The sequence below is a fragment of the Amycolatopsis acidiphila genome (genome assembly GCF_021391495.1).
Taxonomy (GTDB): Bacteria; Actinomycetota; Actinomycetes; order Mycobacteriales; family Pseudonocardiaceae; genus Amycolatopsis_E; species Amycolatopsis_E acidiphila.
On record NZ_CP090063.1, the window covers coordinates 6,983,645 to 7,008,342 of the forward strand.

Below are 24,698 nucleotides of genomic sequence, written 5' to 3' on the forward strand. Positions count from 1 at the left end.
ACACCGCATGAACATCGCCGTCTGCAGTTTGGGAGTGCCGTGACCGGCCCGCTGAGCACGTTGGTCCTCGCCGCGGGCGAGGGCACCCGCATGCGTTCCACCACCCCGAAGGTGCTGCACCCCATCGCCGGCAGACCCCTGGTCGAGCACGCCGTGCGCGCCGCCGCGGGCCTGGACCCCGAGCACCTCGTGGTGGTCGTGGGGCACGGCCGCGAAGCGGTCTCCGCCCACCTCGAAGGGCTGGGCAAGGCCCTCGGCCGCCCGGTCGGCACCGCCGTGCAGGAGGTTCAGCAGGGCACCGGGCACGCCGTGTCGTGCGCGCTGGAGACCCTGCCGGCCGGGCTGGGCGGCACGGTCCTGGTCAGCTACGGCGACGTGCCGCTGCTGGACACCGGGACGCTGTCGGCCCTGCTGGCCGAGCACCGCGACAACGGCAACGCGGTCACGGTGCTGACCGCCGTCCTCGAGGACCCGACCGGCTACGGCCGCATCATCCGCGACGCGAACGGCGCCGTGCGCGGCATCGTCGAGCAGCGGGACGCGACCGAGGACCAGCTCGACATCGCCGAGATCAACTCCGGGGTCTACGCGTTCGACGCCGCCCTGCTCGCCGAGGGCCTGACGCGGCTGTCCACCGACAACTCCCAGGGCGAGCTGTACCTGACCGACGTGCTCACCAACGCCTGTGCCGACGGCCGGAAGGTCGGTGCGCTCGTGCTCGACGACCCGTGGCTGACCGAGGGCGTGAACGACCGCGTGCAGCTCTCGGCGCTCGGTGCCGAGCTCAACCGCCGGATCGTGCGCCGCTGGCAGCTGTCCGGCGTGACGGTGGTCGACCCGGCGAGCACCTGGCTCGACGCGGGCGTGACGCTCGCCCGGGACGTCCGGATCGAGCCGGGTGTGCAGCTGCACGGCGACACCACCGTCGGCGAGGGCGCGGTGATCGGCCCGGACAGCACGCTCACCGACGTCGAGATCGGCGCGGGCGCACGCGTCGTGCGCACGCACGGCTCGGAGTCACGCATCGGCGAGAACGCCAACGTCGGCCCGTTCGCGTACCTGCGCCCGGGCACGGTCCTGGGCGAGCAGGGCAAGATCGGCACGTTCGTCGAGACGAAGAAGGTGCACATCGGCAAGGGCTCCAAGGTGCCGCACCTGACCTACGTCGGCGACGCGACGATCGGCGAGAACAGCAACATCGGCGCGTCCAGCGTGTTCGTCAACTACGACGGCGTGCGCAAGCACCAGACCACGATCGGTTCCCACGTGCGGACCGGATCGGACAACACCTTCGTCGCGCCGGTCTCGGTCGGTGACGGCGGGTACACGGGCGCTGGCACTGTGATCAGGGAGGACGTCCCCCCGGGGGCGCTTGCCGTCTCGATGGGACCGCAGCGCAACATTGAAGGCTGGGTGGCCCGGCGCAGGCCGGGTACACCCGCGGCGGAGGCGGCAGCAGCCGCGCTCGCCGCTGAAGGGAACCAAGAAACCGAGCGGGAGTCGTCAGAATGAGTCCTAAGTCCGGCACGCCGAAGAAGAACCTGATGCTCTTCTCCGGACGCGCATACCGGGAGCTCGCGGACGAGGTGGCGCAGCACCTCAACGTGACGATCACCCCGCAGACCGCGCACACGTTCGCCAACGGCGAGCTGTTCGTGCGGTTCGAGGAGTCGGTGCGCGGTACGGACGCCTTCGTGATCCAGAGCCACACCACTCCGATCAACGAGTGGGTGATGGAGCAGCTGATCATGGTGGACGCGCTCAAGCGCGCGAGCGCCAAGCGGATCACCGTGGTCGTCCCGTTCTACCCGTACGCGCGGCAGGACAAGAAGCACAAGGGCCGCGAGCCGATCTCCGCGCGGCTGATCGCGGACCTGTTCAAGACCGCGGGCGCCGACCGGATCATGACCGTCGACCTGCACACCGCGCAGATCCAGGGCTTCTTCGACGGCCCGGTGGACCACCTGTTCGCGCAGAGCCTGCTCGCCGAGCACATCAAGAAGACCTACGGCGACGCCGACATCGCCGTGGTCTCGCCGGACTCGGGCCGGGTGCGGCTGGCGGAGAAGTGGGCGCAGCAGCTGGGCGACCGGCCGATCGCCTTCATCCACAAGACCCGCGACCCCGACAAGCCCAACCAGGCGGTCGCCAACCGCGTCGTCGGCCAGGTCGAGGGCAAGCTGTGCATCCTCGTCGACGACATGATCGACACCGGCGGCACGATCGTGAAGGCGTGTGACGCGCTGCTCGCCGAGGGCGCGGCGGACGTGGTCATCGCCACCACGCACGGCATCCTGTCCGATCCGGCGACCGAGCGGCTGTCGGAGTGCAAGGCCCGCGAGGTCATCGTGACGAACTCGCTGCCGATCCCGGAGGAGAAGCGGTTCCCGGGCCTGACGGTCCTCTCGATCGCCCCGCTGCTGGCCGAGGCCATCCAGCAGGTGTTCGAGGACGGCTCGGTCACCAGCCTGTTCGACGGGCACGCCTGATCGTTCAGCCCCGGGCGAAAGCGACTGCGGACGCCCGGGGCTGTCTCCTACCTTGCCGGTATGGACTACCGGTTCGGAGTGAGCCTGCGGGCGGTCGACGGCCAGTTCGCCGCCAAGTGCCGCCGGGCCGAGGAGCTCGGCTACGACGTCATCACCATCCCCGATCATCTCGGCGCGCCCGCGCCCTTTCCGGCGATCGTCGCCGCCGCGGCAGCGACCGGGCGGACGCACGTGGGTCCGCTGGTGCTGAACGCGCCCTTCTACAACCCGGCGCTGCTCGCCCGGGACGTCGAGTCCACGGTCCAGCTCACCGGTGGCCGGTTCGAGCTGGGCGTCGGCTCCGGCCACATGAAACGGGAGTTCGACGACGCCGGGCTGCCCTGGTGGCCCGCGAAACAACGCATCGCTTACCTGGAGAGCACCCTCACCGAGCTGCGGGAGCGCCTGCCGGAGCTGCCGCCGCTGCTGATCGCGGGCAACAGCGACGGCGTGCTGTCCCTCGCCGCGCGGCAGGCCGACATCATCGGGTTCGCGGGCCTCAAGCAGGCGCCCGGCGAGCCGCCCGGCACGTTCGACCTCGCCACGGCCGACGAACTGGCCGAGCGCGTGGCCTTCGTGCGCGGGCAGGCCGAGCGCGAGCTGGAGTTCAACATGCTGATCCAGAAGGTGGTCGCGCAGGAGGACCCCCGCGCGGAGCTCGACAGCTGGCTGCCCGGCTACGGCGCGGACGACCTCCTCGCCGCCCCGCAGATCTTCGCGGGCCCGGTCGAGCACATCGCCGAGCAGGTCCAGCGCCGCCGCGAACGCTTCGGCTTCACCTACTACACCGTCTTCGAGCCCGCGATGGAGGACTTCGCGCCGGTCATGGACCTAGTTCGGTCGCGGCCGACTGCTTGAGCTCTTCGGTGTCGACGGTCGCGACGGGCTCCGCGGTCACCACCGGCACCGCGGACACCTTCGCGGTCCCGGCCAGCTTCGGCAGCGTGTACCGCACCGAGCAGGCCATCGTCGTCGCGGCATTGAGCGGCGTGACGAGCTCCTGGCCGCAGTCCTGCCCGCCAAGCCTGCTCGAGGTCACCGAGGACTTCAGCACCAGCCGCGCGGATGCCCTCGGCGCGTCCCCGAGCAGCTTGTTCGAGACCTGCACGGTGTCCGTGCAGGACCCGGTCGCGGTGCAGCGCAGCGTGTTGTCCGAGACCGCGGTCGCGACCACCGGGCCGGCCACGAACGGCTGGCCCAGGCTGTCGACCGCCCCGTCGAACGCCGTCCGCAGCTCGCCGAGCTCATCGGGCTGGAGCGCGCGGACGCCGATGGTCGTGTCGCCGAGGGTCTGCGCCACCGCCGGACCGAGCAGCGCGGGCGGGAAGCTCACCACCCGATAGGGGGGTACGGCGGTGATCCGCAGGCCCGCGAGGTCGAAGACGTCCAGACCGTCCGCGAGCGTGATCCGCGACGGCCGGGCCGCGCCCGCCAGCCCCGCCCGCAGCGCCTGCGCGACGATCGGCGGGGCGAAGGACCAGCCGGGATCGAAGGCCAGCTGCGACCGGGCCCAGCGCGTGCCGTACTCCGCGGCGCGGGCGGCCGCCATCCCCTGGGCCCGCCAGTGCTCGGCGGGTGCGCGCAGGTAGAGGTCGCCGTCCGCGCGCAGCGCGCTGACCTGCTGCCCCCGCAACGAAAGGACGCCCTGCACGAGGCCCTTGCCGGTGACGTTCAGCACCGCGCCGCCGGCCAGGTCGTAGGCCACCGCGGTCTGCCCGGACAGCGCCGTCAGCGCCCCGTTCACGGCGACGCGGGAGTCCGGCCCGGTGGCACTGGGCGGGGTGGACTCACAGCCCGTCAACGCCAGTAGCGCGACGACGACGAGACAGCCCCGCACCATCCACCCCGGCATCCCAGCACCCCCTGACTCCCAAGCTTTTACTTGGCGGAGCGACCCACCGCAACCCCTGGACGACGGGTTGCCTACACTGAACAGGTTGTCTCGGCGAGGCGGGCTCAGGTACCTCCGGGGCCCGACGTGATCGACGCGGCGGCTTGAGTAGCCACGCGCTGTCCACGTTCGCAGAGCTCGCCGCCGCAGACACCGCCCGCCTGATCCCCGTGCAACCCAGATCCACCGTGTTGAAGGAGTGCAAGACCGTGTCCGAGGTACGTCTGTCCGTCGAGCCGCGCACCGAATTCGGCAAGGGCGCCGCGCGCCGCACCCGTCGCGCCGGAAAGATCCCCGCCGTGTTGTACGGCCACGGCACCGACCCCCGGCACCTGGCCCTGCCGGCGCTGGAGTTCGCCCGCGTCGTGCGTGAGAACGGCAGCAACGCCGTGCTCACCCTCGACGTGGAGAACAGCATCGAGCTTGCGCTCACCAAGACCATCACCGTCCACCCGCTCAAGAACTACATCGAGCACGTGGACCTGCTGGTCGTGAAGAGCGGCGAAAAGGTCACCGTCGACGTGCGCGTCGTGATCAACGGCGAGCCGGCACCGGGTGGCCTGGTCAACCAGGACCTCGACGCCCTCTCGATCGAGGTCGAGGCCCTGCACATCCCCGAGCAGGTCGAGGTCTCCATCGAGGGCGCCGAGGTCGGCACCCAGATCCTCGCCTCGCAGGTCACCCTGCCGGCGGGCGCGACCCTGCTGACCGACCCGGAGGCCCTGGTCGTCGCGGTGAGCGAGCCGCAGGCCGAGGCCGCCGAGGGCACCGAGGGCGAGGCCCCCGCGGGTGAGGGCGAAGCCGAGGCCGCCGCGGAGTGACCGCTGATCTGCCCGGGGCCGGCGAGCAGGTGCTGCTCGTCGGCCTCGGTAATCCCGGACCCCGCTACGCCGGCAACCGGCACAACGTGGGGTTCATGGTGCTGGACGAGCTGGCCGCCCGCGTCGGCGGGAAGTTCAAGGCCCACAAGGGCGGCGCCGAGGTGCTCGAAGGCAGGCTGGCCGACCGGCGCGTGGTGCTCGCGAAGCCGCGCTCGTTCATGAACCTCTCCGGCGGCCCGGTCTCGGCGACCGCCAAGTTCTACAAGATCGAGCCGAGCGGGATCGTCGTCGTCCACGACGAGCTGGACCTGCCGTTCGGCAGCCTCAAGCTCAAGCTGGGCGGGGGCGACAACGGCCACAACGGGCTGCGGTCGATCACCAAGTCGCTCGGGACGAAGGACTACTTCCGGGCGCGGTTCGGCATCGGCAGGCCGCCCGGCCGGATGGACCCGGCGGATTTCGTGTTGAAGGACTTCTCGTCGGTCGAGCGCAAGGAGCTCCCGTTCGAGGTCGACCGCTGTGCCGACGCCGTCGAGGCGCTCATCGGCAAAGGACTGACAGCGGCGCAGAACACCTTCCACGCTGCGTAGTTGTTCGTCACTCACACGCGTGCGGCAGGCTCCTCCATCGAGTTCATGCGGACCTCGGACCTTCCGAGCGCGTTTCACCGCGGCTAGGACTGGATATGGGAAGTGTCCCGTCCTAGCTGAATGTGGAGAACTCTTCATGTCCCTTACCGCCGAAGACGTCTACCGCGTGGAGTTCGGTAACGCGCCGATCGGTCGGCGTGGTTACGCCAAGAACGAGGTCGACGCATTCGTCCGGCGCATCGCGAAGACCCTGGAGGACGAGGACGACCTCACCGCCGCCGAGGTGCACCACGTCGAGTTCGACAAGCCGCTGCTGGGCAAGCGCGGCTACGACGAGCGGGAGGTCGACGAGTTCCTGGAGCGGGCCGAGGACACCCTCGCGCAGCGCTTCGGCCAGGCCCACCGCCTGCCGGCCGCCCGCACGGGCACGGAAGCCACGGCACCCTCGCCGACCCCGCGGGTCACGGACGCGGGCCCGCTGAGCACGGCGCCCTGACAGGCCGCACGGAGAACGGGCACCTCGGCCGAGGTGCCCGTTCTCCGTGCGGTCAGCGGGTGGCCGACTGCTGGATCCGGTCCGCGAACTGGGTGGCCGTGGCGGCGCGTTTGACCTTGCCCGAGGGGGTCTTGGGCAGGCTCCCCGACGGGAGCACGACCACCGCGAACGGGCGCAGGTCCACGGCGTCGCGCACCCGCGCCACCACCTGCTTCACCAGCGTCCGCTCCGCCTCGGCGTCGCCGGCGAGCTTCGACTCCAGCACCACCGCGAACCGTTCGCGCCGGGTACCCGCGTCGATCCGGACCGCCACCGCGTTGCCCGCGCGCACGCCCTCGACCGAGGTGGCCGCGCGCTCGATATCCGTCGGGTAGATGTTGCGCCCGCCCATGATGATGACGTCCTTCTGCCGGCCGCAGATGACGATCTGCCCGTCGATCAGGTACCCCAGGTCGCCGGTGGCCAGCCAGCCCTCCGCGTCCTGCGTCGGCACCGGGCCGTCGACCGTCAGGTACCCCGGGGTGACCGCCTCGCCGCGCAGCCGGATCTCGCCGACCTGCCGCTCGCCCAGCACGTTGCCCTCGCCGTCGACGATCTGCGCCTCGAGCCCGTCCAGCGGCCGCCCCAGCACCGCGAACGAACGCACCTCGTCGGTGCCGCGGCGCAGGTCGCCCTCGGGCACCGGGACGGCACGGTTGTCCGCCTCCAGCGCGTCCGCCTCGACGAAGTCCAGCGTCAGCCCGGTGAACAGCGGCGCGAACGACACCGCGAGCGTCGCCTCCGCCATGCCGTACGCCGGGAACACGCACTCCGCAGGCATCTTGAACCGCGCACCGGCGTCGGTGAACGTCTGCACGGCGGTCTCGTCGATCGGCTCGGCGCCGTTGAGCGCGATCCGCAGGGTCGACAGGTCGTAGGCGTCGTCCTCCTCGACCCTGGCCAGCCGCCGGCCGACGATGGCGTACGCGAAGTTCGGCGCGGCCGTCGTCGTCGCGCGGTACTTGGTGATCAGCGCGGGCCAGATCAGCGGCCCGGACAGGAACTCGACCGGCGTGATCTTGATCAGCTCGACGCCGAAGGTCATCGGCACGGTCAGGAACCCGACCATGCCCATGTCGTGGAAGGTCGGCAGCCACGACACCATCACGTCGGACTCGAACACGAACTCCGCGCGCTCGACCATCGCCTTGATGTTGACGTAGAGGTTGCCGTGGTTGATCCGGACGGCCTTGGGCTCCGCGGTAGACCCGCTGGTCAGCTGCAACAACGCGAGGTCGTCCTCGCCGACCGGCACCGGCTCGGCGAGCGGTTCGGCCTCGAGCAGCTCGGAGATCAGCCGGAACGCGATGCCGTGCTCGGTGAGCACCGGGGCGAGCGCGTCGAACGGCTCGCCGAGCAGGACCAGCCCGGCGCCGATCATGTTCAGCACCTTGACGGTGTCCTCGGCCCACACCGCCAGATCGGTGCGCGGGGTCGGCTGGTGCAGCATCGTGACGCTGCCACCGGCGAGCCAGACGCCCTGCACGGTGGGCGCGATCAGCGCCGGCGCGGCCGCGAGCACGGCGACGGGGGTGCCGGGCTTCAAGCCTCCGGTGTCCTGCGGGACACCCGCACCCGGTCGGTCCTCCTCCGCGCGGGCTCCTTCGTCGGGCGCGCTCCGTGCGGGCACTCCGGTGACCAAGCCGCCGGCCAGTTTCTTCGCCTGCTCGTGGATCTCCGCCCAGGTCCGCCGGACCGGCTCCGTGGGCTCTCCCGTGACCATTCCCCGCTGCTGACCGCCACCCGCCGCGGTGGCGACGAGCGTGTCCACGAACCGACTCATGTTCGGCAGACTACTGGGCGTCGGCGCCGCTTCACTCCACCAGCTCGGACGTTTCCAGCCAGCGCGCCTCGACCTCGTCCTTCTCCGCCAGTACCGACTTCAGCTCCGCGTTGAGCTCGACGAGCTTGTCCGGGTTCGTGGCGTTCGCGGCGAGCTGTTCGTGCAGCTCGCTCTCGCGCTTCGTCAGCTGGTCCAGGCGGCGCTCCAGGCGGCCCAGCTCCTTCATCGCCGCACGGTGCTCGGCCGCGTTCGATCGGGACGGCGCGGGAGCGGGAGCGGGGGGAGCCGCGGTCTGCACCGCGCGGGCCCGGCGCGTCAGGTACTCGTCGACACCGCCGGGCAGATGCGTCACCCGGCCGTTGCCGAACAGGCCGTACACCCCGTCGCACACCCGCTCGAGCAGGTAGCGGTCGTGCGAGACGACCACGAGCGTGCCCGGCCACGAGTCGAGCAGGTCTTCCAGCTGCTGCAGCGTGTCGATGTCCAGGTCGTTCGTCGGCTCGTCGAGCAGGAGCACGTTGGGCTCGGCCATCAGCAGCCGCACGAGCTGCAACCGCCGCCGCTCGCCGCCGGACAGGTCGTCGACGGGGGTCCACTGCCGCGCGGGCGGGAAGCCCAGGCGCTCCGCGAGCTGCGACGCCGACATCTCCTGCTTGCCCAGCACCACGCGCCCGGCGATCTCCTCGACGGCTTCGAGCACGCGCAGCTGCCCGGGCAGCTCCTCCAGCTCCTGCGACAGGTGCGCGAGCCGCACGGTCTTGCCCTCGACCCGCCGCCCCGACTCGGGCTCGGACTCCCCGGCGAGCAGCTTCAGCAGCGTCGACTTGCCCGAGCCGTTGACGCCGACCAGGCCGATCCGGTCGCCGGGGCCGATCTGCCACGTGAGGTGGTCGAGAATGGGCTTCTCCCCCGCGTGCAGCGTGACGTCCTCCAGCTCCAGCACGGTCTTGCCGAGCCGCCGGCGCGCGAAGCTCAACAGCTCGACCGAGTCGCGCGGTTGCGGCACGTCCGCGATGAGCGCTTCGGCCGCTTCGATGCGGTACCGCGGCTTCGACGTCCGCGCCTTGGCGCCGCGCTGCAACCACGCGAGCTCCTTGCGCGCGAGGTTGCGCCGCTTCTCCTCGGCGCTCGCCGCGAGCCGCGCCCGCTCGGCACGGGCGAAGATCCAGTCCGCGTAGCCGCCTTCGTACTGCTCGACGTTGCCGTTCGTGACCTCCCACGTCCGGCCGCACACGGTGTCGAGGAACCACCGGTCGTGGGTGACCACGACGAGCGCGGTGCGCCGGGCCAGCAGGTGGTCGGCGAGCCAGCGCACACCCTCGATGTCGAGGTGGTTGGTCGGCTCGTCGAGCACGACCAGATCGAGGTCGCCGACGAGCGCGGCGGCCAGCGAGATGCGCCGCCGCTCCCCGCCGGACAGGTTCGCCGTCGGCGAGTCCAGGCCGAGCGCGGTGAGACCGAGTCCGTCCACAATAGACCTGACTCGCGCGTCGGCGGCCCACTCGTGCTCGGCCGAGTAGTGCGACAGCACGGCGTCGCGCACCGTGGTCCCCTCGCCCAGCTCGGTGCGCTGGGTGACCACGGCCATCCGCAGGTCGCGGACACGGCTCACCCGGCCGGAGTCGGGCTCGGCGATCCCGGCCAGCACTTCGAGCAGCGTCGTCTTGCCGCCGCCGTTGAGGCCGACGACACCGATGCGCTCGCCTTCGGCCACGCCGAGCGAGACCCGGTCGAGCAACGGCTTGACGCCGTAGGACTTGCTGACGGACTCGAGGTTGATCAGATTCGCCCGCCCGTCACCCGACCACCGCCCCCCACGGGGGCGCTGCGCGCCACTGTTTTTCACGCGTGCACCTGGGGAGGAGGAGTGGGGCGGTGAAGGTCGTCACCGCCGACGAAACGGGCACCGGGCACCGGGCCGTGTGCGACGCGGACCGTCCGGCAGACCCCGGCGCCGGCCAGCTCGGCGGCCACCTCGAGCGCCGATTCCCCGTCCTCGCACAGGAAGGCGCAGGTCGGGCCGGAACCGGACACGGTACCGGCCAGCGCACCGGCGTTGACGCCCGCCCGCAGCGTGCGGCGCAGCCCCGGCCGCAGCGAGACCGCCGCGGCCTGCAGGTCGTTGCCCAGCAACAGCGCGAGCTGCCGCGGGTCGCCGGACGCGAGCGCCTCGACGACGGGCGCGTGCGAGCCGACGCGCGGCGGGTCGCCGTTCTCCCGCAACCGATCCAGCTCGTTGAACACCTGCGGAGTGGACAGTCCACGATGGTCGAACGCGAGCACCCAGTGGAAGGTGTGCCGGGAGAGCACCGGGACGAGCTGCTCGCCACGGCCGGTGCCCAGCGCGGTGCCGCCGTAGAGCGCGAAGGGCACGTCGCTGCCGAGCTGCGCCGCGACCTCGGCGAGCTCGTCGCGGCCGAGGTCCAGTTTCCACAACGACGTCAGCGCGACGAGGGTGGCCGCGGCGTCCGCGCTGCCTCCCGCCATGCCGCCGGCGACGGGAATCCCCTTGCGCAGCACCACGCGCACCTTCGGCTCCGGCTTGTCGACGTGCGCGGCGAGCGCCTCGACCGCGCGCCAGGCAAGGTTGTCCGTGCCCGTCGGCACCGCGTCCTCACCCTCGCCGTAGACCTCGACGCCGGGCTCCTCGGCGAGCGCGACGGTCACCTCGTCCGACAGCGACAGGGCGTGGAACACCGTGGTCAGCTCGTGGAACCCGTCCCCGCGCAGGTCACCGACGGACAGGTGCAGGTTGATCTTCGAGGGCACCCGCACGGTGACTGGTGGCGGTACGACGGCTAGCACCCGTCAAGACTACGTGGCCTCCCCTGCCCCTCGCCCGCGAGGAGAAGCAAGCTCGAGAGCGACCTGGAGCGCGGCTTCCGGCTGCGCCACGCCGCCGGTCTCCTCCAGGAACCGGGGGTGGTTGCCCAGCAGGAGCGCGACCAGCGAGAGCCGGGCGCGCAGCTGCGCGGCCGGCTCCCGCTCGCCGGCCGCGATGATCGTGAACAGCTCCTTCATCCGCGTGATGAGCGGGTTGCGGTCGGCGAAGTCCTTCAGCGCGGGCTGGTTCTCCTGCATGAACCGCATGATCGGGCCCAACCGGCCCGCGATCAGCTGCGCCAGCCGCCGGATCAGCTCCGCGCGCGCCTCGCCTTGGTCGGGCTGCTCGCGCGCCCACTCCAGCACCTCGTCCACCGACCCCGCGAGGTCGTCGAGCAGGCTCGCGACGATGTCCTCCTTGGTGCGGAAGTGGTAGTACAACGCGGCCTTGGTCACGTCGAGCTTTTCCGCGATCTCCCGCAGTGAGGTCTTCTCGTAGCCCTGCTCCACGAACAGGTCGAGCGCGACCTGCTGGATGCGCTCCCTCGTGTCACTGCGACGCCCCGCCATGACCGTCCTTCCTGAGAACCTTCTCAAACTAACTTGACGCCCGGCAAGTCGAAGCTCGTCTTACGGCTAGCCAATTGACTTGTCGGCCGACAAGTAATGCCGCTTCTCAGCTTACTTCCACAAGGGGATCACCATGACAACCACCATGAGCGCGCCTGGGGCGTGCGCACGGACCAGCGCCGGTGGTGGGCGCTCGTCGCGATCGGACTGGCCCAGCCGCTGGTCATCGTCGACACCACCATCGTCAACATCGCCCTGCCCTCGGCGCCGCGCGAGCTCGGCATGTCCGACGTCGCCCGGCAGTGGACGATCAGCGCCTACACCCTCGCCTTCGGTGGGTTGCTGCTGCTCGGCGGGCGCCTGGCCGACCGGCTCGGGCGCAAGAACACGCTCATCGTCGGCGCGATCGGGTTCGCGCTCGCCTCGGTCGTCGGCGGGGCGGCGACCGGGCCGGGCATGCTCATCGCGGCCAGGGCGGCGCAGGGGGGCTTCGCCGCGCTGCTCGCGCCGTCCACGCTGTCGCTGCTGACCGTCACGTTCACCGAGGCCCGCGAGCGGGCCAAGGCCTTCGGCATCTACAGCGCGATCATGATGTCCGGCGCCGCGCTCGGCCTGATCGCCGGTGGCGCCCTCGCCGAGTACCTCGACTGGCGCTGGTGCCTCTACGTGAACCTGCCGCTGGCCGCGATCGCCGCGGTGCTGGACTGGTCCGTGCTGCCGAAGGTCGAAGGCCACCGCGAGACCCGGCTGGACTGGATCAGCGCGATCCTGGGCAGCGGCGGCATCGTGTCGCTCGTCCACGCACTGGCGGAAGTCGCGACGCGCGGTCGGGTTCCGGCGTGGTGCTGGGCTTCGCCGGCGCGGCAGTCGTGATCATCGGGCGTTCGTGTTCCGGCAGACGCGGGTCGCGAACCCGTTGCTGCCGCTGCGGATCCTCGCCGACCGCACGCGTTCGGCCGGTTACCTGACCATCGGCGCGGCCTCGTTCGGCATGTTCGGCCTGTTCCTGTTCCTGACCTACCAGCTGCAGGGGATCATGCACTACGGCGCGTTCCAGGCCGGGCTGGCGTTCCTGCCGTTCCAGCTGGGCAACGTGCTCGTGTCGACGCTGCTGTCGCGCCGGCTGCTGCCGCGCACCGGGCCGCGGCCCCTGCTGGTGATCGGCATCCTGCTGATGGCAGCCGGGCTGGCGACGCTGACCCAGCTGACGCCGTCGCGACCGGATGGGGCGGCCGGGGTCCTCGCCTTGGCCGCGATCGGCGTCGGCGTCCTGGTCGGCCCGAAGAAGTGACCGGTGCTTTCCCGCAAGAGCACCCGGCTCTTGCGGGAAAGCGCTGTTCAGGCCGCGATGCTCTGCGGGCCCTCGGCGAGATGCGTGACGTACGCGCCGCGCTCGGCGATCCAGGCCAGCGCGCTGTCGGCCTGCCGGCCGCGGACGCCGACGCGGAAGCGGGCGACGGGGGTGTCGCCGACGCGGGTCAGCCCGCCGCCGATGGTCGCGAGCTCGACGTCGAACCGCGTCGCGGCCTCCGGCAGCAGCGCGCCGACGGCGGCGAAACCGATCAGCACCACGTCGGCGGCACGGTCGTACGCGGCGGTCTGGGCGCGGGGGGTGTCGATGGCGGGAAGCAGCGCGTCGGCGGTCCGGCTGCCGGGCGCGGCCAGCAGGTCCAGCACCGTGCCGTGCTCGACGACGCGGCCCGCGTCGAGGACAGCGACCTGATCGCAGACGCGCCGCACGACCGTGCTGTCCGGCGTGGTGAGCAGCACGGTGACGCCGAGTTCGGCACGGGCCCGGTCGAGGACGGTCAGCACCGAGGTGGCCTCCTCGGCCGCGATACCGGCTGTCGGGTCGTCGGCGAGCAGCACCGCGGGACCGGTCGCCAGGGCACGGGCGACCGCGACGCGCCGGCGCTGCGCCTCGGTCAGCTCGCCCGGCTGCTGGTTCGCGCGCTGGGTGAGGCCGACGATGTCGAGCACGCGGCCGACCCGGTTGCGCCGCTGCGGGCCGTCGACACCGAGCCGCTCCAGCGGGGCGGCGATGTTGCCGGCGACGGTGCGCTCGGCGTGCAGCGCCGGCACGGCGTCCAGCACGGCGACCTGGCGGCGCACCTCGCGCAGCCGGCGCCCGTCGAGGCCCGCGGTGTTCAGGCCGTCGAGGCGCACCGTGCCGCGGTCAGGTTTCTCTTGCAGGGCAACGACTTTGGCGAGAGTGGACTTGCCGGACCTGGCGGGGCCGACGACGCCGTAGAGCGCGCCCGCGCCGATCTCGAGGTTCACCTCGCGCAGGGCGAGGACCGGGGAACTCTTGCCGGGGAAGGACTTGGACAGATTTTCGACAGTGATCAACGGAAGCTCCATGCTGCGGGCGCCGCGGGCGCCGGACGTCACCGAACAGACTGTCCGCAAAGGACAGTCGCGAAAGGAATCGAACTCAGCGGGTGAGAACGGTCAGTGACGACATGCACACACGGTGCGGCGGCACTCATCAACGACTCGGCGCTTGGTGAGCATTCGCGTCCGGTACACGGCTTCCTCCATCGATCCTGGCGGTAGCACCTGCCCTGTGGAGGGTGGTTGCTGCGACTTCGGCGAGCCAGGTCTCTCAGTCGCTCGGGATGGATACGATAGAAGTAGAACGGATGTCCTGTGTTCTGCGCAAGTATCCTGGTCGAGATCACACAGGTTAATCACACGTACGGCGGTAAGGACCGGCCGCTGCGCCCTCGCGGAGACGCTACGCGTTGCTGCGTTGACGCTCCGCTATCCGCGCGAAGTCGGCGACGGTGATTTGCTCACCGCGGGCGCGGGGATCGACGCCCGCCGCCTGGAGCACCGCCCCGGCCCGTTCGGCCGAACCGGCCCACGAGGCGAGCGCGGCGCGCAACGTCTTGCGCCGCTGGGCGAACGCCGCGTCGACGACCGCGAACACGGCGGCCCGGTCGGCGGCGGTATCGGGCCGGGCGGCGCGTTCGAAGGACACCAGCGCGGAGTCGACGTTCGGCACCGGCCAGAACACCGCGCGCGGCACGGGGGCGACCTTGCGGGCCTTGCCGTACCAGGCGAGCTTCACGCTCGGGACGCCATAGATCCGGCTTCCCGGCCCCGCGGCCATCCGGTCGGCGACCTCGGTCTGGACCATGACCAGTGCGCGGCTCAGCGACGGCAGCTCGGCGAGCAGGTGCAGCACCACGGGCACGGCGATGTTGTAGGGCAGGTTCGCGACCAGTGTGGTGGGCGGTGCGGGCAACTCACCGGGCGCGAGTCTGAGCGCGTCCCGTTCGAGCACCGTGAGCCTGGCCGCGGCCTCAGGTGCGCGCTCCCGCACGGTCACGGGCAGCCGCGTGGCGAGTACCGGATCGATCTCGACGGCCACCACGTGGGCACCGGAGGCCAGCAGGCCCAGCGTGAGCGAGCCGAGCCCGGGCCCGACCTCGAGCACGGTGTCCTCCGCGCCCACCCCGGACAGCTCCACGATCCGCCGGACCGTGTTGGGGTCGTGCACGAAGTTCTGGCCGAGCTTCTTCGTCGGCTGTACGTCCAGCTCGGCGGCCAGCCCGCGGATCTCGGCCGGACCGAGCAGTTGTGCCACGCCGGAGACTCTACCCAACGTCAGGAACGGTCCCCGGCGAGCACAACGCGCTCGGTCAGGCGATCCCGGCCTTCTTGGAGCACACCGGCCACGCGCCCCAGCCCTGTCCGGCCTGAACCCGCTGCGCGACCACGATCTGCTGCTCGCGGCTGGCCTGGTAGGCGTGCTGCGCGTAGGCGCCGCCGCCGTAGGCCTGCCAGGTGCTGTTGGTGAACTGCAGACCACCCTCGAAGCCGTTGCCCGTGTTGGCCGCCCAGTTGCCGGTGGACTCGCAGCTCGCGAGCCGGTCCCACAGCGCGCCGTTGCTGATGTCGGGCTGCTTGGTGCCGACCCGGACGATCTTCGGCTTGGCCTCGGTGAGGACCTTCACCGACAGCTGCTCGCGGTCGGTCTCCGCGCCGTTCTTCTTGGTCACGCGGTAGGTGACGATCTGCTTGCCCGGCGCGCCGGGATCCTGCACGACCTGCTTGCCCGCGTCGAGCGTGGCGTCCTTGATCTGCTGGACGGGCGGGTCGATGTCCTCCTGCTGGTTGATCACCGAGACGCCGGTGCGGCTGATGTGCACCTCGGCGCCGTCGGCGATCTTGAACTGCAGACCACCCTCGACCTCGTCGTCCGGGCCCAGCGAGAGGTTCTGGTCCTTGAGGAAGTCGGCCGCGGTGACGGCCGTGCTGGTGACCTGGCGGGGCGCGGAGTCGCCGTCGTAGACGGTGACGTGCTTGAGGGTGTTGATCGTGACGGTCGAGCCCTCGAGCGGCAGCTCGGCGTTGGGCGCGATCGAGAAGAAGCTGCCCTGGCCGAACTTGCCGCTCATGCCCAGCTGGTCGAGCGCCTCGGCGAGCGTGTCGGCGCGGACCCAGGAGTCCTTCGCGACGCCGTCGACGACGAGGTTGAGGTGCCGGCCGCGCTCGAGCTTGATGACGCCGCCGTCGCCGACGGGAGCCTGCGGGGACGGGGAGAGCGCGTCGTGCTCGCCGACGGTCAGGCCCGCGTCGTGCAGCACCTCGCCGACGGTCTTGCCGTAGCTGTGCACGGTCTCGGTGTGCCCGTCGACGTCGACGGTGACGCTCTTGTTCATGGCCAACGCGGCCGCGCCGCCACCGGTGATGCTGATCAGCAGGGCCAGGACCGAGCCGCGCAGAAAGCGCTTCTTCCAGGTCTTGACCGCGGTGACGAGTGCCCGCTCGGGCTCCTCCTCGGCCTCCACGATCGCCGTGCGGTCCGCGGAAGCCAGATCCGGCAGCGCGAGCGCGGGCAGCATGGTCGTCTCGGCGTTGATCAGCCGGATGAGCTCGTCGACGTCGAGCTCGGCCTCCGCCATCATGTCGTCGGCGTCGGGACCGAGGACCGTGCGGAGGTCGTGCTCCGTGATGGCGAGGTCGTCGGAGAAGTCCCAGTCGTCCTCAGGATTCGGCCAGTCCAGCGTGCCGACGCCAGCACGCGAGGACGCGTACCAGTCCATCGTGTCGTCGAGGCGCGCGTGAGCCTGTCTACTACCAGTCACAGCAGGTCGTTCCCTTTCGCACTAGCGGCATCCGCAGTTCCGTGTCATCCCCAACCCCGACCTGCACTGACACGACTGCGGTTTTGCGCCTACCGATTAATCGGGTGGCACGATCACGGGACAGTAACGGGTCCCGCGAGGTTGCGCAAACACCGACCGGAATCTAGTGGTCTTCGTCACTCCTCCGTGTGGTGGGTGAGCGTCCACGAATGTCGCAATGCGTTCAACCCGTTGTGACAGAAGGGAGTTGGAACACGCGCTCGGCGTTCCGGCAAGCCGCCGATGCGACGTCTTCCAGACTCTGTTCTCGCAGCTCAGCCAGGTAACGAACGGTATAAGCGGTGCAATACGGTTCATTCGGCCTGCCGCGGAACGGATGCGGCGTCAGGAACGGTGCGTCCGTTTCGACCAGGAATTGCTCCGAAGGGACCAATCTCGCCGCTTCGTGCAGGTCACGGGCGTTCTTGAAGGTCACCGTGCCGGCGAACGACAGGACGTACCCGGCGTCGACACAGCGGCGGGCGATGGCCGCGTCCCCGGAGAAGCAGTGGAACACCACCCGCTCCGGCACGCCCTCCTCGGCCAGGATCCGCAGCACGTCCTCGTGCGCGTCCCGGTCGTGGATCATCAGCGGCTTGCCCACCCGCTTGGCGAGATCGATGTGCCAGCGGAACGCCGCCTGCTGGGCGTCGTGCGGCGCGTAGTCCCAGTAGTAGTCCAGACCCGTCTCGCCGACGGCGACTACACCGTCCGCCCGCGCCAGACGCTCTATTTCGGACCGCTCGGCGTCGCCGAAATCCTTGGTACGGGTGGGATGGACGGCCACCGCGGCGAACACGCGGGGGTCCCATGTGGACGCCTGCGCGGCCCAGCGGGCCGCGGCGAGGTCGTCCGCGACGGTCACCACGCGGGTCACCCCGGCGGCCTCCGCGCGGTCGACCATGGTCGCCACGTCGGCCGCAGTGACCGCTCCGCAGGCGTCGAGATGCGTGTGGGCGTCGACCACCGGCACCGGGAGGCGCTCCGGCACCGGCGGTCGTTCCTTCTTATTCGGCTTCGTCACGTTCGATCGGCGCCCACTCGGGCCCGGTCTCGCCGAGCTTCGGGTCGAGCTTCGCGAACAACGGGGTCGGCTTCGCCAGCGGACGCCCGACCTCGACCGGCGTGGACTGCCAGCGTGCCTGCTCGGCCGCGTAGTCCCCGGTGAGGATCGGGTTCGTCCGGCCGGGGATGTCGAGGTCCTCGACGTCGTGCAGCTCGGGCTGGGCCGCCCAGACCCCGGTCCCGCCCAGCGCCTCGTGCACCTTCTGCGCCGAGTGCGGCAGGAACGGCGTGAGCAGCGTGTTCGCGTCCGAGACCACCTGCAGCGCGGTGTGCAGCACCGCGTCCCGGCGCTCCGGGTCGTCCTTGAGCTTCCACGGCTCCTGGTCCGACAGGTACCGGTTCGCGGCCGTCACGACGCGCATGGCCTCGCCTGCGGCCAGCTTGAACCGCGAGCGCTGCAGGTGCCCGCCGACCGTCTCGAACGCCTTGCGTGAAAGCGCCTTCAGCTCCTCGTCCGCGGGTGCGGGCTTCGCCGGGGCCGGGACGGCGCCGTTGTTCTTGTGCGCCATCGAGATCGACCGGTTGACCAGGTTGCCCCACTCGTTGGCGAGCTCGAAGTTGGTCCGCCGGACGAACTCGTCCCAGGTGAAGTCGGTGTCCTGGGTCTCCGGGCCCGCCACCGAGATGAAGTAGCGCAGCGAGTCCGGGCCGAACTCGCGCAGGAAGTCGTGCACGTAGATGACCGTGCCCCGCGAGGTGGAGAACTTCGAGCCGCTCATCGTGAGGAACTCGCTGGAGACGATCTCGTCCGGCAGGTTCAGCGTGCCGTACCGGCCGATCTCGCCGCCGCGGTCGCCCGCGCCGTTGTGGCCGAGCAGCAGCGCCGGCCAGATCTGGGCGTGGAAGGTGATGTTGTCCTTGCCCATGAAGTAGTAGCCCCGCGCGTCGGGGTTCGTCCACCACTCCTGCCACTGGTCGGGGTTGCCCGTCCGGCGCGCCCACTCGACGCTCGCGGAGAAGTAGCCGATGACCGCGTCGAACCACACGTAGAACCGCTTGAGCGGCTGGTCGTGCCAGCCGTCCAGCGGGACCTTCACGCCCCAGTCCAGGTCGCGGGTGATCGGCCGGGGCCGCATGTCCTCGACCAGGTTCCTGGTGAACTTCAGGACGTTGGGCCGCCAGTCGGTGCGGGTCGAGAGCCACTTGCCCAGCGTCTCGGTGAACGCGGGCAGGTCGAGGAACAGGTGCTCGGTCTCGACGAACTTCGGCGTCTCGCCGTTGATCCGCGACTTGGGGTTGATCAGGTCGGCCGGGTCGAGCTGGTTGCCGCAGTTGTCGCACTGGTCGCCGCGCGCACCGTCGTACCCGCAGATCGGGCAGGTGCCCTCGATGTAGCGGTCGGGCAGCGTGCGGCCGGTGGACGGGCTGATCGCGCCCGTCGTGGTCTTCGGCACGACGTAGCCGTTGCGGTAGAGCGCCAGGAAGATCTGCTGGGTGACCTCGGCGTGGTTGCCGGTGGTGGTGCGGGTGAACAGGTCGTAGCTCAGGCCGAGGCCCTGCAGGTCCGAGCCGATCTGGCGGGTGTACTTGTCCGCCGTCTGCTGCGGGGTCAGCCCCTCCTTGTCCGCCTGCACGGTGATCGGGGTGCCGTGCTCGTCGGTCCCGGACACCATGAGCACCCGGTTGCCGGCCATTCGCTGGTAGCGCGAGAAGACGTCCGAGGGGACGCCGAAGCCGGACACGTGGCCGATGTGGCGGGGCCCGTTGGCATAGGGCCAGGCCACCGCCGTCAACACATTGGTGCTCATGCTTTATTAGCGTACGGGGGCTGTCAGCTCACTTAATGGGAGGTGCTCGTGTCCGCGACCCGGCTGCTGGTGCTCGGCGTCGTGCGGATGCACGGCAGCGCACACGGCTACCAGGTGCGCCGCGAGCTGCTCAGCTGGTCCGCGGACAAGTGGGCCAACGTCCAGCCCGGCTCCATCTACCACGCGCTGAAGAAGATGACGACCGAGCAGCTGCTGGAACAGGTCGCGACCGAGGCGGGCAGCGGCCCCGACCGGACCGCCTACCGGCTCACCGAGGACGGCGAGGCCGAGTTCCAGCTCCTGCTCGCGCGCGCACTGTCCCAGCCGGACCCGGCGAGCCAGGAACGCTCGGCGGCGATCGTGCTGATGACCGCGCTGCCCCGCGAGCGGGTGCTCGGGCTGCTCCGGCACCAGCTGGTGCAGCTGGAGGCCGAGCACCGCACGGCCGGGATGCTGGCCGACGAGCGGACGGCCGGGGAGAAGCCGGCGCACGTCCACGAGCTGTTCCGGCTGTGGCAACTGCACGCCGACGCGAACGTGACGTGGCTGCGCGAGCTGGTCGCGCGACTCGAAGCCGGGGAATATCTCATGGCGGACGATTCCGGACAGTCATTCGGCGAACCCCCCGCCCGTCGCCCGACCACCGCCCGTGGTCGAGGCGCTTCGCGCCACTGTGCTGACTGATCAAGTTTGACTACCGGCTGACACTGGGAGATAGAGTGCCGACTCACGCTAGTCAAATTTGATTACCGGAAGGGGAGGCCATGATCAGGGCACGCGGTCTCGCGCGCAGCTTCACCGCGCGCGGCCGCACGGTCGAGGCCGTCAAAGGCGTCGACATCGACGTCGCCGAGGGGGAGCTCGTCGGTTTCCTCGGCCCGAACGGGGCCGGGAAGACGACCACGCTGCGGATGCTGACCACGCTGCTGCGCCCGACCGCGGGCGAGGCCACGGTCGGGGGCTGTGACCTGCGGACGGACCCGCTGGGGGTGCGGCGGCGGATCGGGTACGTCGCCCAGGGCGGCGGGACCGCCCCCGAGTGCAAGGTGCTCGAGGAGATCGAGCTGCAGGGCCGGCTGTACGGCCTCTCGAAGACCGACGCGCACCGGCGCGGCGCCGAGCTGACCGAGCAGCTCGACCTGTCGGGTCTGGATCAGCGGTTGACGAAGACGCTCTCCGGCGGGCAGCGGCGGCGGCTGGACATCGCGCTGAGCCTCATCCACGACCCGAAGCTGATCTTCTTCGACGAGCCGACCACCGGCCTGGACCCGCAGAGCCGGGCGAACCTGTGGGAGCACACCCGGCGGCTGCGCAGCGAGCACGGCGCGACGCTGTTCCTCACCACGCACTACCTGGACGAGGCCGACTCGCTGTGCGACCGGATCCTGGTGATCGACAACGGCGAGATCGTCGCCGAGGGCACCCCGGACTCGCTGAAGTCGCGGGTGTCGGGCGACGGTGTCACGGTCGGCGTGGCGGAGGACTCGGTTTCCGCCGCGGCGGAGGTCGCCGGCCGCCTGCCGGGTGCGCACGAGGTGACCACTGTGGACGGTGCCGTGACGTTCCGGGTGCCGCGCGGGGACACCGCGATGCCGGACCTGCTGCGCGCGCTGGACGCGGCGGGTATCGCGATGACCTCGATCCAGGTCCAGCGCCCGACCCTGGACGACGTGTTCCTGACCCTGACCGGGCGCAGCCTGCGAGACGCGGAGCAGGGTCCGCCGGCGCCGAAGGAGGCCGTCCATGTTGCGTGAGACGTGGTTGATCTTCCGGCGGGACATGATGCTGTCGTTGCGCAATCCCGCGTGGATCATGATCGGGATCATGCAGCCGGTGCTGTACCTCGTGCTGTTCGGTCCGCTGATGGAGAAGGTCGTCAACAACACGCCGGGCTTCCCGCCGGGCAGCAGCTGGACGATCCTGACGCCCGCGCTGATCATCCAGCTGGCGCTGTTCAGCTCGTCGTTCGCCGGGTTCTCGATCCTGACGGAGTACCGAAGCGGGGTCCTGGAGCGGTTGCGGGTGACGCCCGCGAGCCGGGTCGCGCTGCTGATGGGGAAGGTGCTGAACAACGCGGTGCAGGCCGTGGTGCAGGCGGTGCTCATCACCGTGCTGGCGTACCTGGTGTTCGGCCTGGACGCACCGTTCGGCGGGGTGCTGCTGAGCCTGGTGATCGTCGCGTTGACGGCGGTGACACTGGCGTCGGCGTCGTACGCGGTGGCGCTGACGATCAAGAGTGAGCAGGCTTTCCCGGCGTTGCTGAACGCGGTACTGATGCCGGTGCTCCTGTTGTCGGGGATCCTGCTGCCGATCACGAGCATCCTGGCGCCGAACTGGCTGTACGTGATCTCGCGGATCAACCCGTTCACCCACGTCGTGGACGCCGAACGAGCCACTTTCCGCGGCGATTTCACGTTCGGCGCGCTGTATGTCGGCGGGATCGTGCTCCTCGTGATGGCGTTGCTCGCCGTGTGGTGGGGCGCGCGGACCTTCCAGCGGGAGAACGCTTAGAGACTGTTTCAGAAGTGGCTTGCGGGCCGGTGCGGGTAGCGGAACCTGAGGCGGCCCCTCGCTGTGGGATCGCCTCCTCATGACCGCCAGGCCAAGCCACCCAATTCCATGAAGTGGATCCCCCCGTGCGCTCGCTGTGACGCTTCCGCTTTCCCCTGGGTGAGTCAATCCCGCATCCGGGCCTTTTCGCACTTAGAGTGGCTGGACAGGGTCACGGGGAGTGCGAAGGTGGAGGTTTGACAGAGGGCGAAACGGCGCGTGGGATCAACCTGTCGCTGCATGCGACCGTGGCCGACTGGGGCACGGTCCGGTCCGCTGCTGTCGTTTTCGCCTCGATCACCGTCACCGAGAACGTCAACTGGAGCGACGCCGGTGCCCAGCGTCAGATCGCTGCCGCGCAGGAGGCCGGGGTGCGCGCCGGGATCCGGCACTACGCCCGCCCCGGCGCCCCGCAGGACCAGGCCGAGCACTGCGTCCGCCTGGGCAAGCAGCTCGGCGTGTTCGGCCCCGGCTCGCTCGCGCCCGCGCTCGAGGTGGACGCCGTGGGCGTGGACGACCGGTTCATCAAGGCCTGGATCAAGGGCGTCCGCCACGCCGCGGGCATCCGGCGCGTGCTCGTCTACGCCCGCTACGACACCTGGCTGCACCACCTGCGGCCGGACAAGTGGGCCGACTCCGACGTGGTGCTGTGGGTGCGCCGGCACAACGGCATCCCGGGCAGACCCGGCTGGTTCCACCCGCGGCTGGGCCTGCACCAGCACCGCGCCGCCCCGATCGCGCCCGGGCTGAACGGCCCGATCGGCCTCGACGCGATCGTCTACCCGTTCACGATGACGGACGTCCTGCTGTAGCCGACCGCGCTCACCCGGCGGCGAGCCGCGACCGCATGAGGAACACGTTGTACGGGCCCCACTGCGACATCAGGTAGTAGATGTCAGGGCCGTCAAGGGCCCACGGGTGGAGATAGCCGCCGTACAGGCCGGGGTACTGCGCCCCGGGGACGGCCACCTCGCCCGGGGACCACGGGCCTTCGAGGCGGTCGGCGGTGTGCAGCAGGATCGCGCCGCCGGGGTCGTCGAGGTGCATCGCGAGCCACTGTCCCAAGTGGACGTCGTAGGCGACGGAGAGCTCGCCGACCGGGCCGGGCAGCACCGGTACGGCGGCGGACTCGTCGCGCGTCCAGCCGGTGCCGGTGAAGTACTCGTAGGCCTGGGCGTTCAGGATTTCGGGCACCGCCGCGCGGGCGAGGTAGGCGTCGCCGTGGCGGCCGTTGGTGGTGCCGAAGAGGTACAGGTGGTCCCCGTGGCGGGCGAATGCGCCCATCTGGAACGGGTCGTCGCGGCGGCTCTTCCGGTTGCGCCAGCGGGCGTCGGACGGCTTTTCCCAGGTGACGCCGCCATCCGCGGAGTAGGCGATGCCGCCGTAGTTGGTGTGCCAGTAGCCGGGCGGCCCCCACTCGCGGACGGACATGTACTGCACGTACTGGACGCCGTCGATCGCGATGCCCGTGTTCGGGATGACGGTGACCTCGCCGCGTCGCTTGTCGCGCGGGATGACCTGGGCGGCCGTGCCGTCGGGGCGGGGGATGAAGCCGTCGAGCAGCAGGCCCTGGGAGAGGTCCGTCGTCCGGGAGAACCCGAGGACGTTGCACCGCCAGTCCGCGCTGTTCGGGCCGCCGCCGTCGCCGCCCCATCCCTCGCCGAAGGTGTCCCCGAACAGCACGAACACCCGCCCGTCGCCGCCGTCCCACAGGATCCCGAGATCGGTCCCGTGCACGGCGAACCGCCGGTCGGTGTACCCGGGCCCGGTCACCTTCGCGACGAGCTCCGTCCCCTCGACTCGCATGCCTCCCACGTTAGGCGATGCAGATTTTGTGACGCGGGTCACGCGAACGCGATAAGATCAGCGTTTCTGTCGTCGCCAGCAGGGAGGATGGAGCAAGACAAGAGCCGAGGTGCGACCGGAGGCGTTATGACGACCATTGTGAAGGTCAGCCGTGCCACGCTGCTCGCTCGCCGTGCCCGAATTCTTCGGCGTCTGGGCACGAACCTCGAAGAGTTCACCGAGCGCGCGCATGCCTTCGGTCTCGTCGGCGAAGAATGGGACGCTTGGGACCAACTCCAGAACATCGCGTTCCTGCTCGGCGATGACAGGTCCTGACCTCGCGACGGAAGTCCAGCTGTTCACCGCCGAAACGGAGACTTTGCTGCGCGCCTGCTTCTCGCGGGTGAACGAGCCGAGGATCGAGGACAGCGGTGCTCGTGTCGTCGTCGAGATCAGCGCGGTGGCCTCGGGCAGGACGGGCAGGAGCTCGCCGACCTCGACATCTGTCAGCGGTTCTGCCTCGACAGCACGGAGGCGTACCTGGCGGTCGAGCAATCGGTGTTCAAGGTGACGGCGAAGGTCGACCGGACACCCATCGCCAGGTACGACTACGACCGCGAGGCCCGCGCGAAGCCGTCATCGCACATCCAGATTCACGCCCACCGCGGCGCGATCTCGCACCTGCTTTCCCAAGCGGGCCATCCGAACCACACGCACTCGAGTCGCTGCACTTCCCGACCGGTGGCGCGCGTTTCCGGCCGTCACTGGAGGACCTGCTGGAGTTCCTCATCCGCGACTGCAGGTTCGCCGCCAAGGACGGTTGGCACCGGGCTGTACGCGAAGGCCGGGAACGGTGGCGACGGCGTCAGCTCCG

24 protein-coding genes and 1 riboswitch are annotated in these 24,698 nt (G+C 70.5%); of the genes, 12 read left to right on the plus strand and 12 right to left on the minus strand.

Annotated elements, in window-relative coordinates; all coding sequences use genetic code 11:
- Nucleotides 1–39 precede the first annotated feature (39 nt).
- From glmU to LWP59_RS34135, 3 genes are read left to right on the plus strand one after another with little or no spacing between them, the layout of a single operon-like run.
- A complete protein-coding gene (glmU, locus tag LWP59_RS34125) occupies nucleotides 40–1,512 on the plus strand; it encodes a bifunctional UDP-N-acetylglucosamine diphosphorylase/glucosamine-1-phosphate N-acetyltransferase GlmU (protein WP_144643381.1) in 1,473 nt (490 codons plus the stop codon).
- Nucleotides 1,509–2,489 (plus strand): ribose-phosphate diphosphokinase, encoded by a 981-nt coding sequence (locus LWP59_RS34130; protein WP_144643382.1) that lies wholly within the window; start codon nucleotides 1,509–1,511, stop codon nucleotides 2,487–2,489. The genes glmU and LWP59_RS34130 overlap by 4 nt, the downstream gene beginning before the upstream one ends.
- A 60-nt stretch (nucleotides 2,490–2,549) precedes the next feature.
- Nucleotides 2,550–3,386 carry a TIGR03621 family F420-dependent LLM class oxidoreductase gene (locus tag LWP59_RS34135; protein ID WP_144643383.1) on the plus strand — a complete coding sequence of 279 codons (837 nt, stop codon included), beginning with the start codon at nucleotides 2,550–2,552 and terminating at the stop codon, nucleotides 3,384–3,386.
- Here the strand turns inward: LWP59_RS34135 and LWP59_RS34140 are convergent.
- A complete protein-coding gene (locus LWP59_RS34140) occupies nucleotides 3,352–4,380 on the minus strand; it encodes a hypothetical protein (RefSeq protein ID WP_229858492.1) in 1,029 nt (342 codons plus the stop codon). The two genes, LWP59_RS34135 and LWP59_RS34140, sit on opposite strands and share 35 nt — an antisense overlap.
- Nucleotides 4,381–4,628: 248 nt before the next feature.
- Here LWP59_RS34140 and LWP59_RS34145 point away from each other — a divergent pair, with 248 nt between their 5' ends.
- From LWP59_RS34145 to LWP59_RS34155, 3 genes are all read left to right on the plus strand, one after another.
- Nucleotides 4,629–5,240 carry a 50S ribosomal protein L25/general stress protein Ctc gene (locus tag LWP59_RS34145; protein WP_144643384.1) on the plus strand — a complete coding sequence of 204 codons (612 nt, stop codon included), beginning with the start codon at nucleotides 4,629–4,631 and terminating at the stop codon, nucleotides 5,238–5,240.
- The gene (gene pth, locus LWP59_RS34150) at nucleotides 5,237–5,830 is read left to right on the plus strand and encodes an aminoacyl-tRNA hydrolase (protein WP_144643385.1); all 594 of its coding nucleotides are present in this window, start codon (nucleotides 5,237–5,239) and stop codon (nucleotides 5,828–5,830) included. The genes LWP59_RS34145 and pth overlap by 4 nt, the downstream gene beginning before the upstream one ends.
- Before the next feature lie 136 nt (nucleotides 5,831–5,966).
- Nucleotides 5,967–6,326 (plus strand): DivIVA domain-containing protein, encoded by a 360-nt coding sequence (locus LWP59_RS34155; protein ID WP_144643386.1) that lies wholly within the window; start codon nucleotides 5,967–5,969, stop codon nucleotides 6,324–6,326.
- Nucleotides 6,327–6,378: 52 nt separating this feature from the next.
- Here the strand turns inward: LWP59_RS34155 and LWP59_RS34160 are convergent, their stop codons facing one another.
- From LWP59_RS34160 to LWP59_RS34175, 4 genes are read right to left on the minus strand one after another with little or no spacing between them, the layout of a single operon-like run.
- Nucleotides 6,379–8,148, minus strand: coding sequence for a fatty acyl-AMP ligase (locus LWP59_RS34160; protein WP_144643387.1), 1,770 nt, complete (start codon nucleotides 8,146–8,148; stop codon nucleotides 6,379–6,381).
- A gap of 31 nt (nucleotides 8,149–8,179) precedes the next feature.
- A complete protein-coding gene (locus LWP59_RS34165; RefSeq protein ID WP_144643388.1) occupies nucleotides 8,180–9,994 on the minus strand; it encodes an ABC-F family ATP-binding cassette domain-containing protein in 1,815 nt (604 codons plus the stop codon).
- Nucleotides 9,991–10,953, minus strand: coding sequence for a 4-(cytidine 5'-diphospho)-2-C-methyl-D-erythritol kinase (locus LWP59_RS34170; RefSeq protein ID WP_144643389.1), 963 nt, complete (start codon nucleotides 10,951–10,953; stop codon nucleotides 9,991–9,993). Before LWP59_RS34170 ends, LWP59_RS34165 begins: the two co-directional genes overlap by 4 nt.
- Before the next feature lie 9 nt (nucleotides 10,954–10,962).
- Nucleotides 10,963–11,541, minus strand: coding sequence for a TetR/AcrR family transcriptional regulator (locus LWP59_RS34175; RefSeq protein ID WP_144643390.1), 579 nt, complete (start codon nucleotides 11,539–11,541; stop codon nucleotides 10,963–10,965).
- Nucleotides 11,542–11,703: 162 nt separating this feature from the next.
- On the opposite strand from LWP59_RS34175, the gene LWP59_RS40505 reads away from it, so the two are divergent.
- On the plus strand, nucleotides 11,704–12,414 hold the full coding sequence (locus tag LWP59_RS40505; RefSeq protein WP_267903832.1) for an MFS transporter: 711 nt from the start codon (nucleotides 11,704–11,706) through the stop codon (nucleotides 12,412–12,414).
- Nucleotides 12,415–12,427: 13 nt separating this feature from the next.
- Entirely contained in the window at nucleotides 12,428–12,832 is a 405-nt protein-coding gene (locus LWP59_RS40510) for an MFS transporter (RefSeq protein WP_267903833.1), read from the plus strand.
- Nucleotides 12,833–12,879: 47 nt separating this feature from the next.
- On the opposite strand, the gene LWP59_RS34185 is transcribed toward LWP59_RS40510, so the two are convergent.
- From LWP59_RS34185 to metG, 5 genes are all read right to left on the minus strand, one after another.
- On the minus strand, nucleotides 12,880–13,890 hold the full coding sequence (locus LWP59_RS34185) for a methionine ABC transporter ATP-binding protein (RefSeq protein ID WP_144643391.1): 1,011 nt from the start codon (nucleotides 13,888–13,890) through the stop codon (nucleotides 12,880–12,882).
- Nucleotides 13,891–14,075: 185 nt separating this feature from the next.
- Nucleotides 14,076–14,166: riboswitch (SAM riboswitch) on the minus strand.
- A 112-nt stretch (nucleotides 14,167–14,278) separates the two neighbouring features.
- The gene (gene rsmA, locus LWP59_RS34190; RefSeq protein ID WP_144643392.1) at nucleotides 14,279–15,133 is read right to left on the minus strand and encodes a 16S rRNA (adenine(1518)-N(6)/adenine(1519)-N(6))-dimethyltransferase RsmA; all 855 of its coding nucleotides are present in this window, start codon (nucleotides 15,131–15,133) and stop codon (nucleotides 14,279–14,281) included.
- A 55-nt stretch (nucleotides 15,134–15,188) separates the two neighbouring features.
- On the minus strand, nucleotides 15,189–16,595 hold the full coding sequence (locus LWP59_RS34195; RefSeq protein WP_144643408.1) for a resuscitation-promoting factor: 1,407 nt from the start codon (nucleotides 16,593–16,595) through the stop codon (nucleotides 15,189–15,191).
- A 265-nt stretch (nucleotides 16,596–16,860) separates the two neighbouring features.
- Entirely contained in the window at nucleotides 16,861–17,667 is an 807-nt protein-coding gene (locus tag LWP59_RS34200) for a TatD family hydrolase (protein WP_229858489.1), read from the minus strand.
- A gap of 16 nt (nucleotides 17,668–17,683) precedes the next feature.
- Nucleotides 17,684–19,489 (minus strand): methionine--tRNA ligase, encoded by a 1,806-nt coding sequence (gene metG / locus LWP59_RS34205; RefSeq protein WP_186383486.1) that lies wholly within the window; start codon nucleotides 19,487–19,489, stop codon nucleotides 17,684–17,686.
- 48 nt (nucleotides 19,490–19,537) lie between these two features.
- Here metG and LWP59_RS34210 point away from each other — a divergent pair, with 48 nt between their 5' ends.
- The 4 genes from LWP59_RS34210 to LWP59_RS34225 all read left to right on the plus strand — a co-directional run bounded on the left by LWP59_RS34210 (nucleotide 19,538) and on the right by LWP59_RS34225 (nucleotide 22,851).
- Nucleotides 19,538–20,173: a PadR family transcriptional regulator gene (locus tag LWP59_RS34210; RefSeq protein WP_144643394.1), complete on the plus strand. Its 636-nt coding sequence runs from the start codon at nucleotides 19,538–19,540 to the stop codon at nucleotides 20,171–20,173.
- Between the two features lie 80 nt (nucleotides 20,174–20,253).
- Nucleotides 20,254–21,243 (plus strand): ATP-binding cassette domain-containing protein, encoded by a 990-nt coding sequence (locus LWP59_RS34215; protein WP_144643395.1) that lies wholly within the window; start codon nucleotides 20,254–20,256, stop codon nucleotides 21,241–21,243.
- Nucleotides 21,233–22,000 carry an ABC transporter permease gene (locus tag LWP59_RS34220; RefSeq protein WP_144643396.1) on the plus strand — a complete coding sequence of 256 codons (768 nt, stop codon included), beginning with the start codon at nucleotides 21,233–21,235 and terminating at the stop codon, nucleotides 21,998–22,000. The genes LWP59_RS34215 and LWP59_RS34220 overlap by 11 nt, the downstream gene beginning before the upstream one ends.
- Nucleotides 22,001–22,236: 236 nt before the next feature.
- Nucleotides 22,237–22,851, plus strand: a complete 615-nt coding sequence (locus tag LWP59_RS34225; protein ID WP_144643397.1) for a GH25 family lysozyme — start codon at nucleotides 22,237–22,239, stop codon at nucleotides 22,849–22,851.
- A 10-nt stretch (nucleotides 22,852–22,861) separates the two neighbouring features.
- On the opposite strand, the gene LWP59_RS34230 is transcribed toward LWP59_RS34225, so the two are convergent.
- Entirely contained in the window at nucleotides 22,862–23,845 is a 984-nt protein-coding gene (locus LWP59_RS34230) for a DUF4185 domain-containing protein (RefSeq protein WP_144643398.1), read from the minus strand.
- 57 nt (nucleotides 23,846–23,902) lie between these two features.
- On the minus strand, nucleotides 23,903–24,379 hold the full coding sequence (locus LWP59_RS34235; protein ID WP_144643399.1) for a hypothetical protein: 477 nt from the start codon (nucleotides 24,377–24,379) through the stop codon (nucleotides 23,903–23,905).
- Nucleotides 24,380–24,698 lie beyond the last annotated feature (319 nt).

What these genes read in the sequence shown, in the direction of transcription:
- LWP59_RS34130 (WP_144643382.1), top strand. Translation starts at nt 1,509, where the DNA reads ATGAGTCCTAAGTCCGGCACGCCGAAGAAGAACCTGATGCTCTTCTCC.
- LWP59_RS34135 (WP_144643383.1), top strand. Translation starts at nt 2,550, where the DNA reads ATGGACTACCGGTTCGGAGTGAGCCTGCGGGCGGTCGACGGCCAGTTC.
- LWP59_RS34140 (WP_229858492.1), bottom strand. Translation starts at nt 4,380, where the DNA reads ATGCCGGGGTGGATGGTGCGGGGCTGTCTCGTCGTCGTCGCGCTACTG.
- LWP59_RS34155 (WP_144643386.1), top strand. Translation starts at nt 5,967, where the DNA reads ATGTCCCTTACCGCCGAAGACGTCTACCGCGTGGAGTTCGGTAACGCG.
- LWP59_RS34160 (WP_144643387.1), bottom strand. Translation starts at nt 8,148, where the DNA reads ATGAGTCGGTTCGTGGACACGCTCGTCGCCACCGCGGCGGGTGGCGGT.
- LWP59_RS34175 (WP_144643390.1), bottom strand. Translation starts at nt 11,541, where the DNA reads ATGGCGGGGCGTCGCAGTGACACGAGGGAGCGCATCCAGCAGGTCGCG.
- LWP59_RS34195 (WP_144643408.1), bottom strand. Translation starts at nt 16,595, where the DNA reads ATGGACTGGTACGCGTCCTCGCGTGCTGGCGTCGGCACGCTGGACTGG.
- metG (WP_186383486.1), bottom strand. Translation starts at nt 19,489, where the DNA reads ATGAGCACCAATGTGTTGACGGCGGTGGCCTGGCCCTATGCCAACGGG.
- LWP59_RS34215 (WP_144643395.1), top strand. Translation starts at nt 20,254, where the DNA reads ATGATCAGGGCACGCGGTCTCGCGCGCAGCTTCACCGCGCGCGGCCGC.
- LWP59_RS34220 (WP_144643396.1), top strand. Translation starts at nt 21,233, where the DNA reads ATGTTGCGTGAGACGTGGTTGATCTTCCGGCGGGACATGATGCTGTCG.
- LWP59_RS34230 (WP_144643398.1), bottom strand. Translation starts at nt 23,845, where the DNA reads ATGCGAGTCGAGGGGACGGAGCTCGTCGCGAAGGTGACCGGGCCCGGG.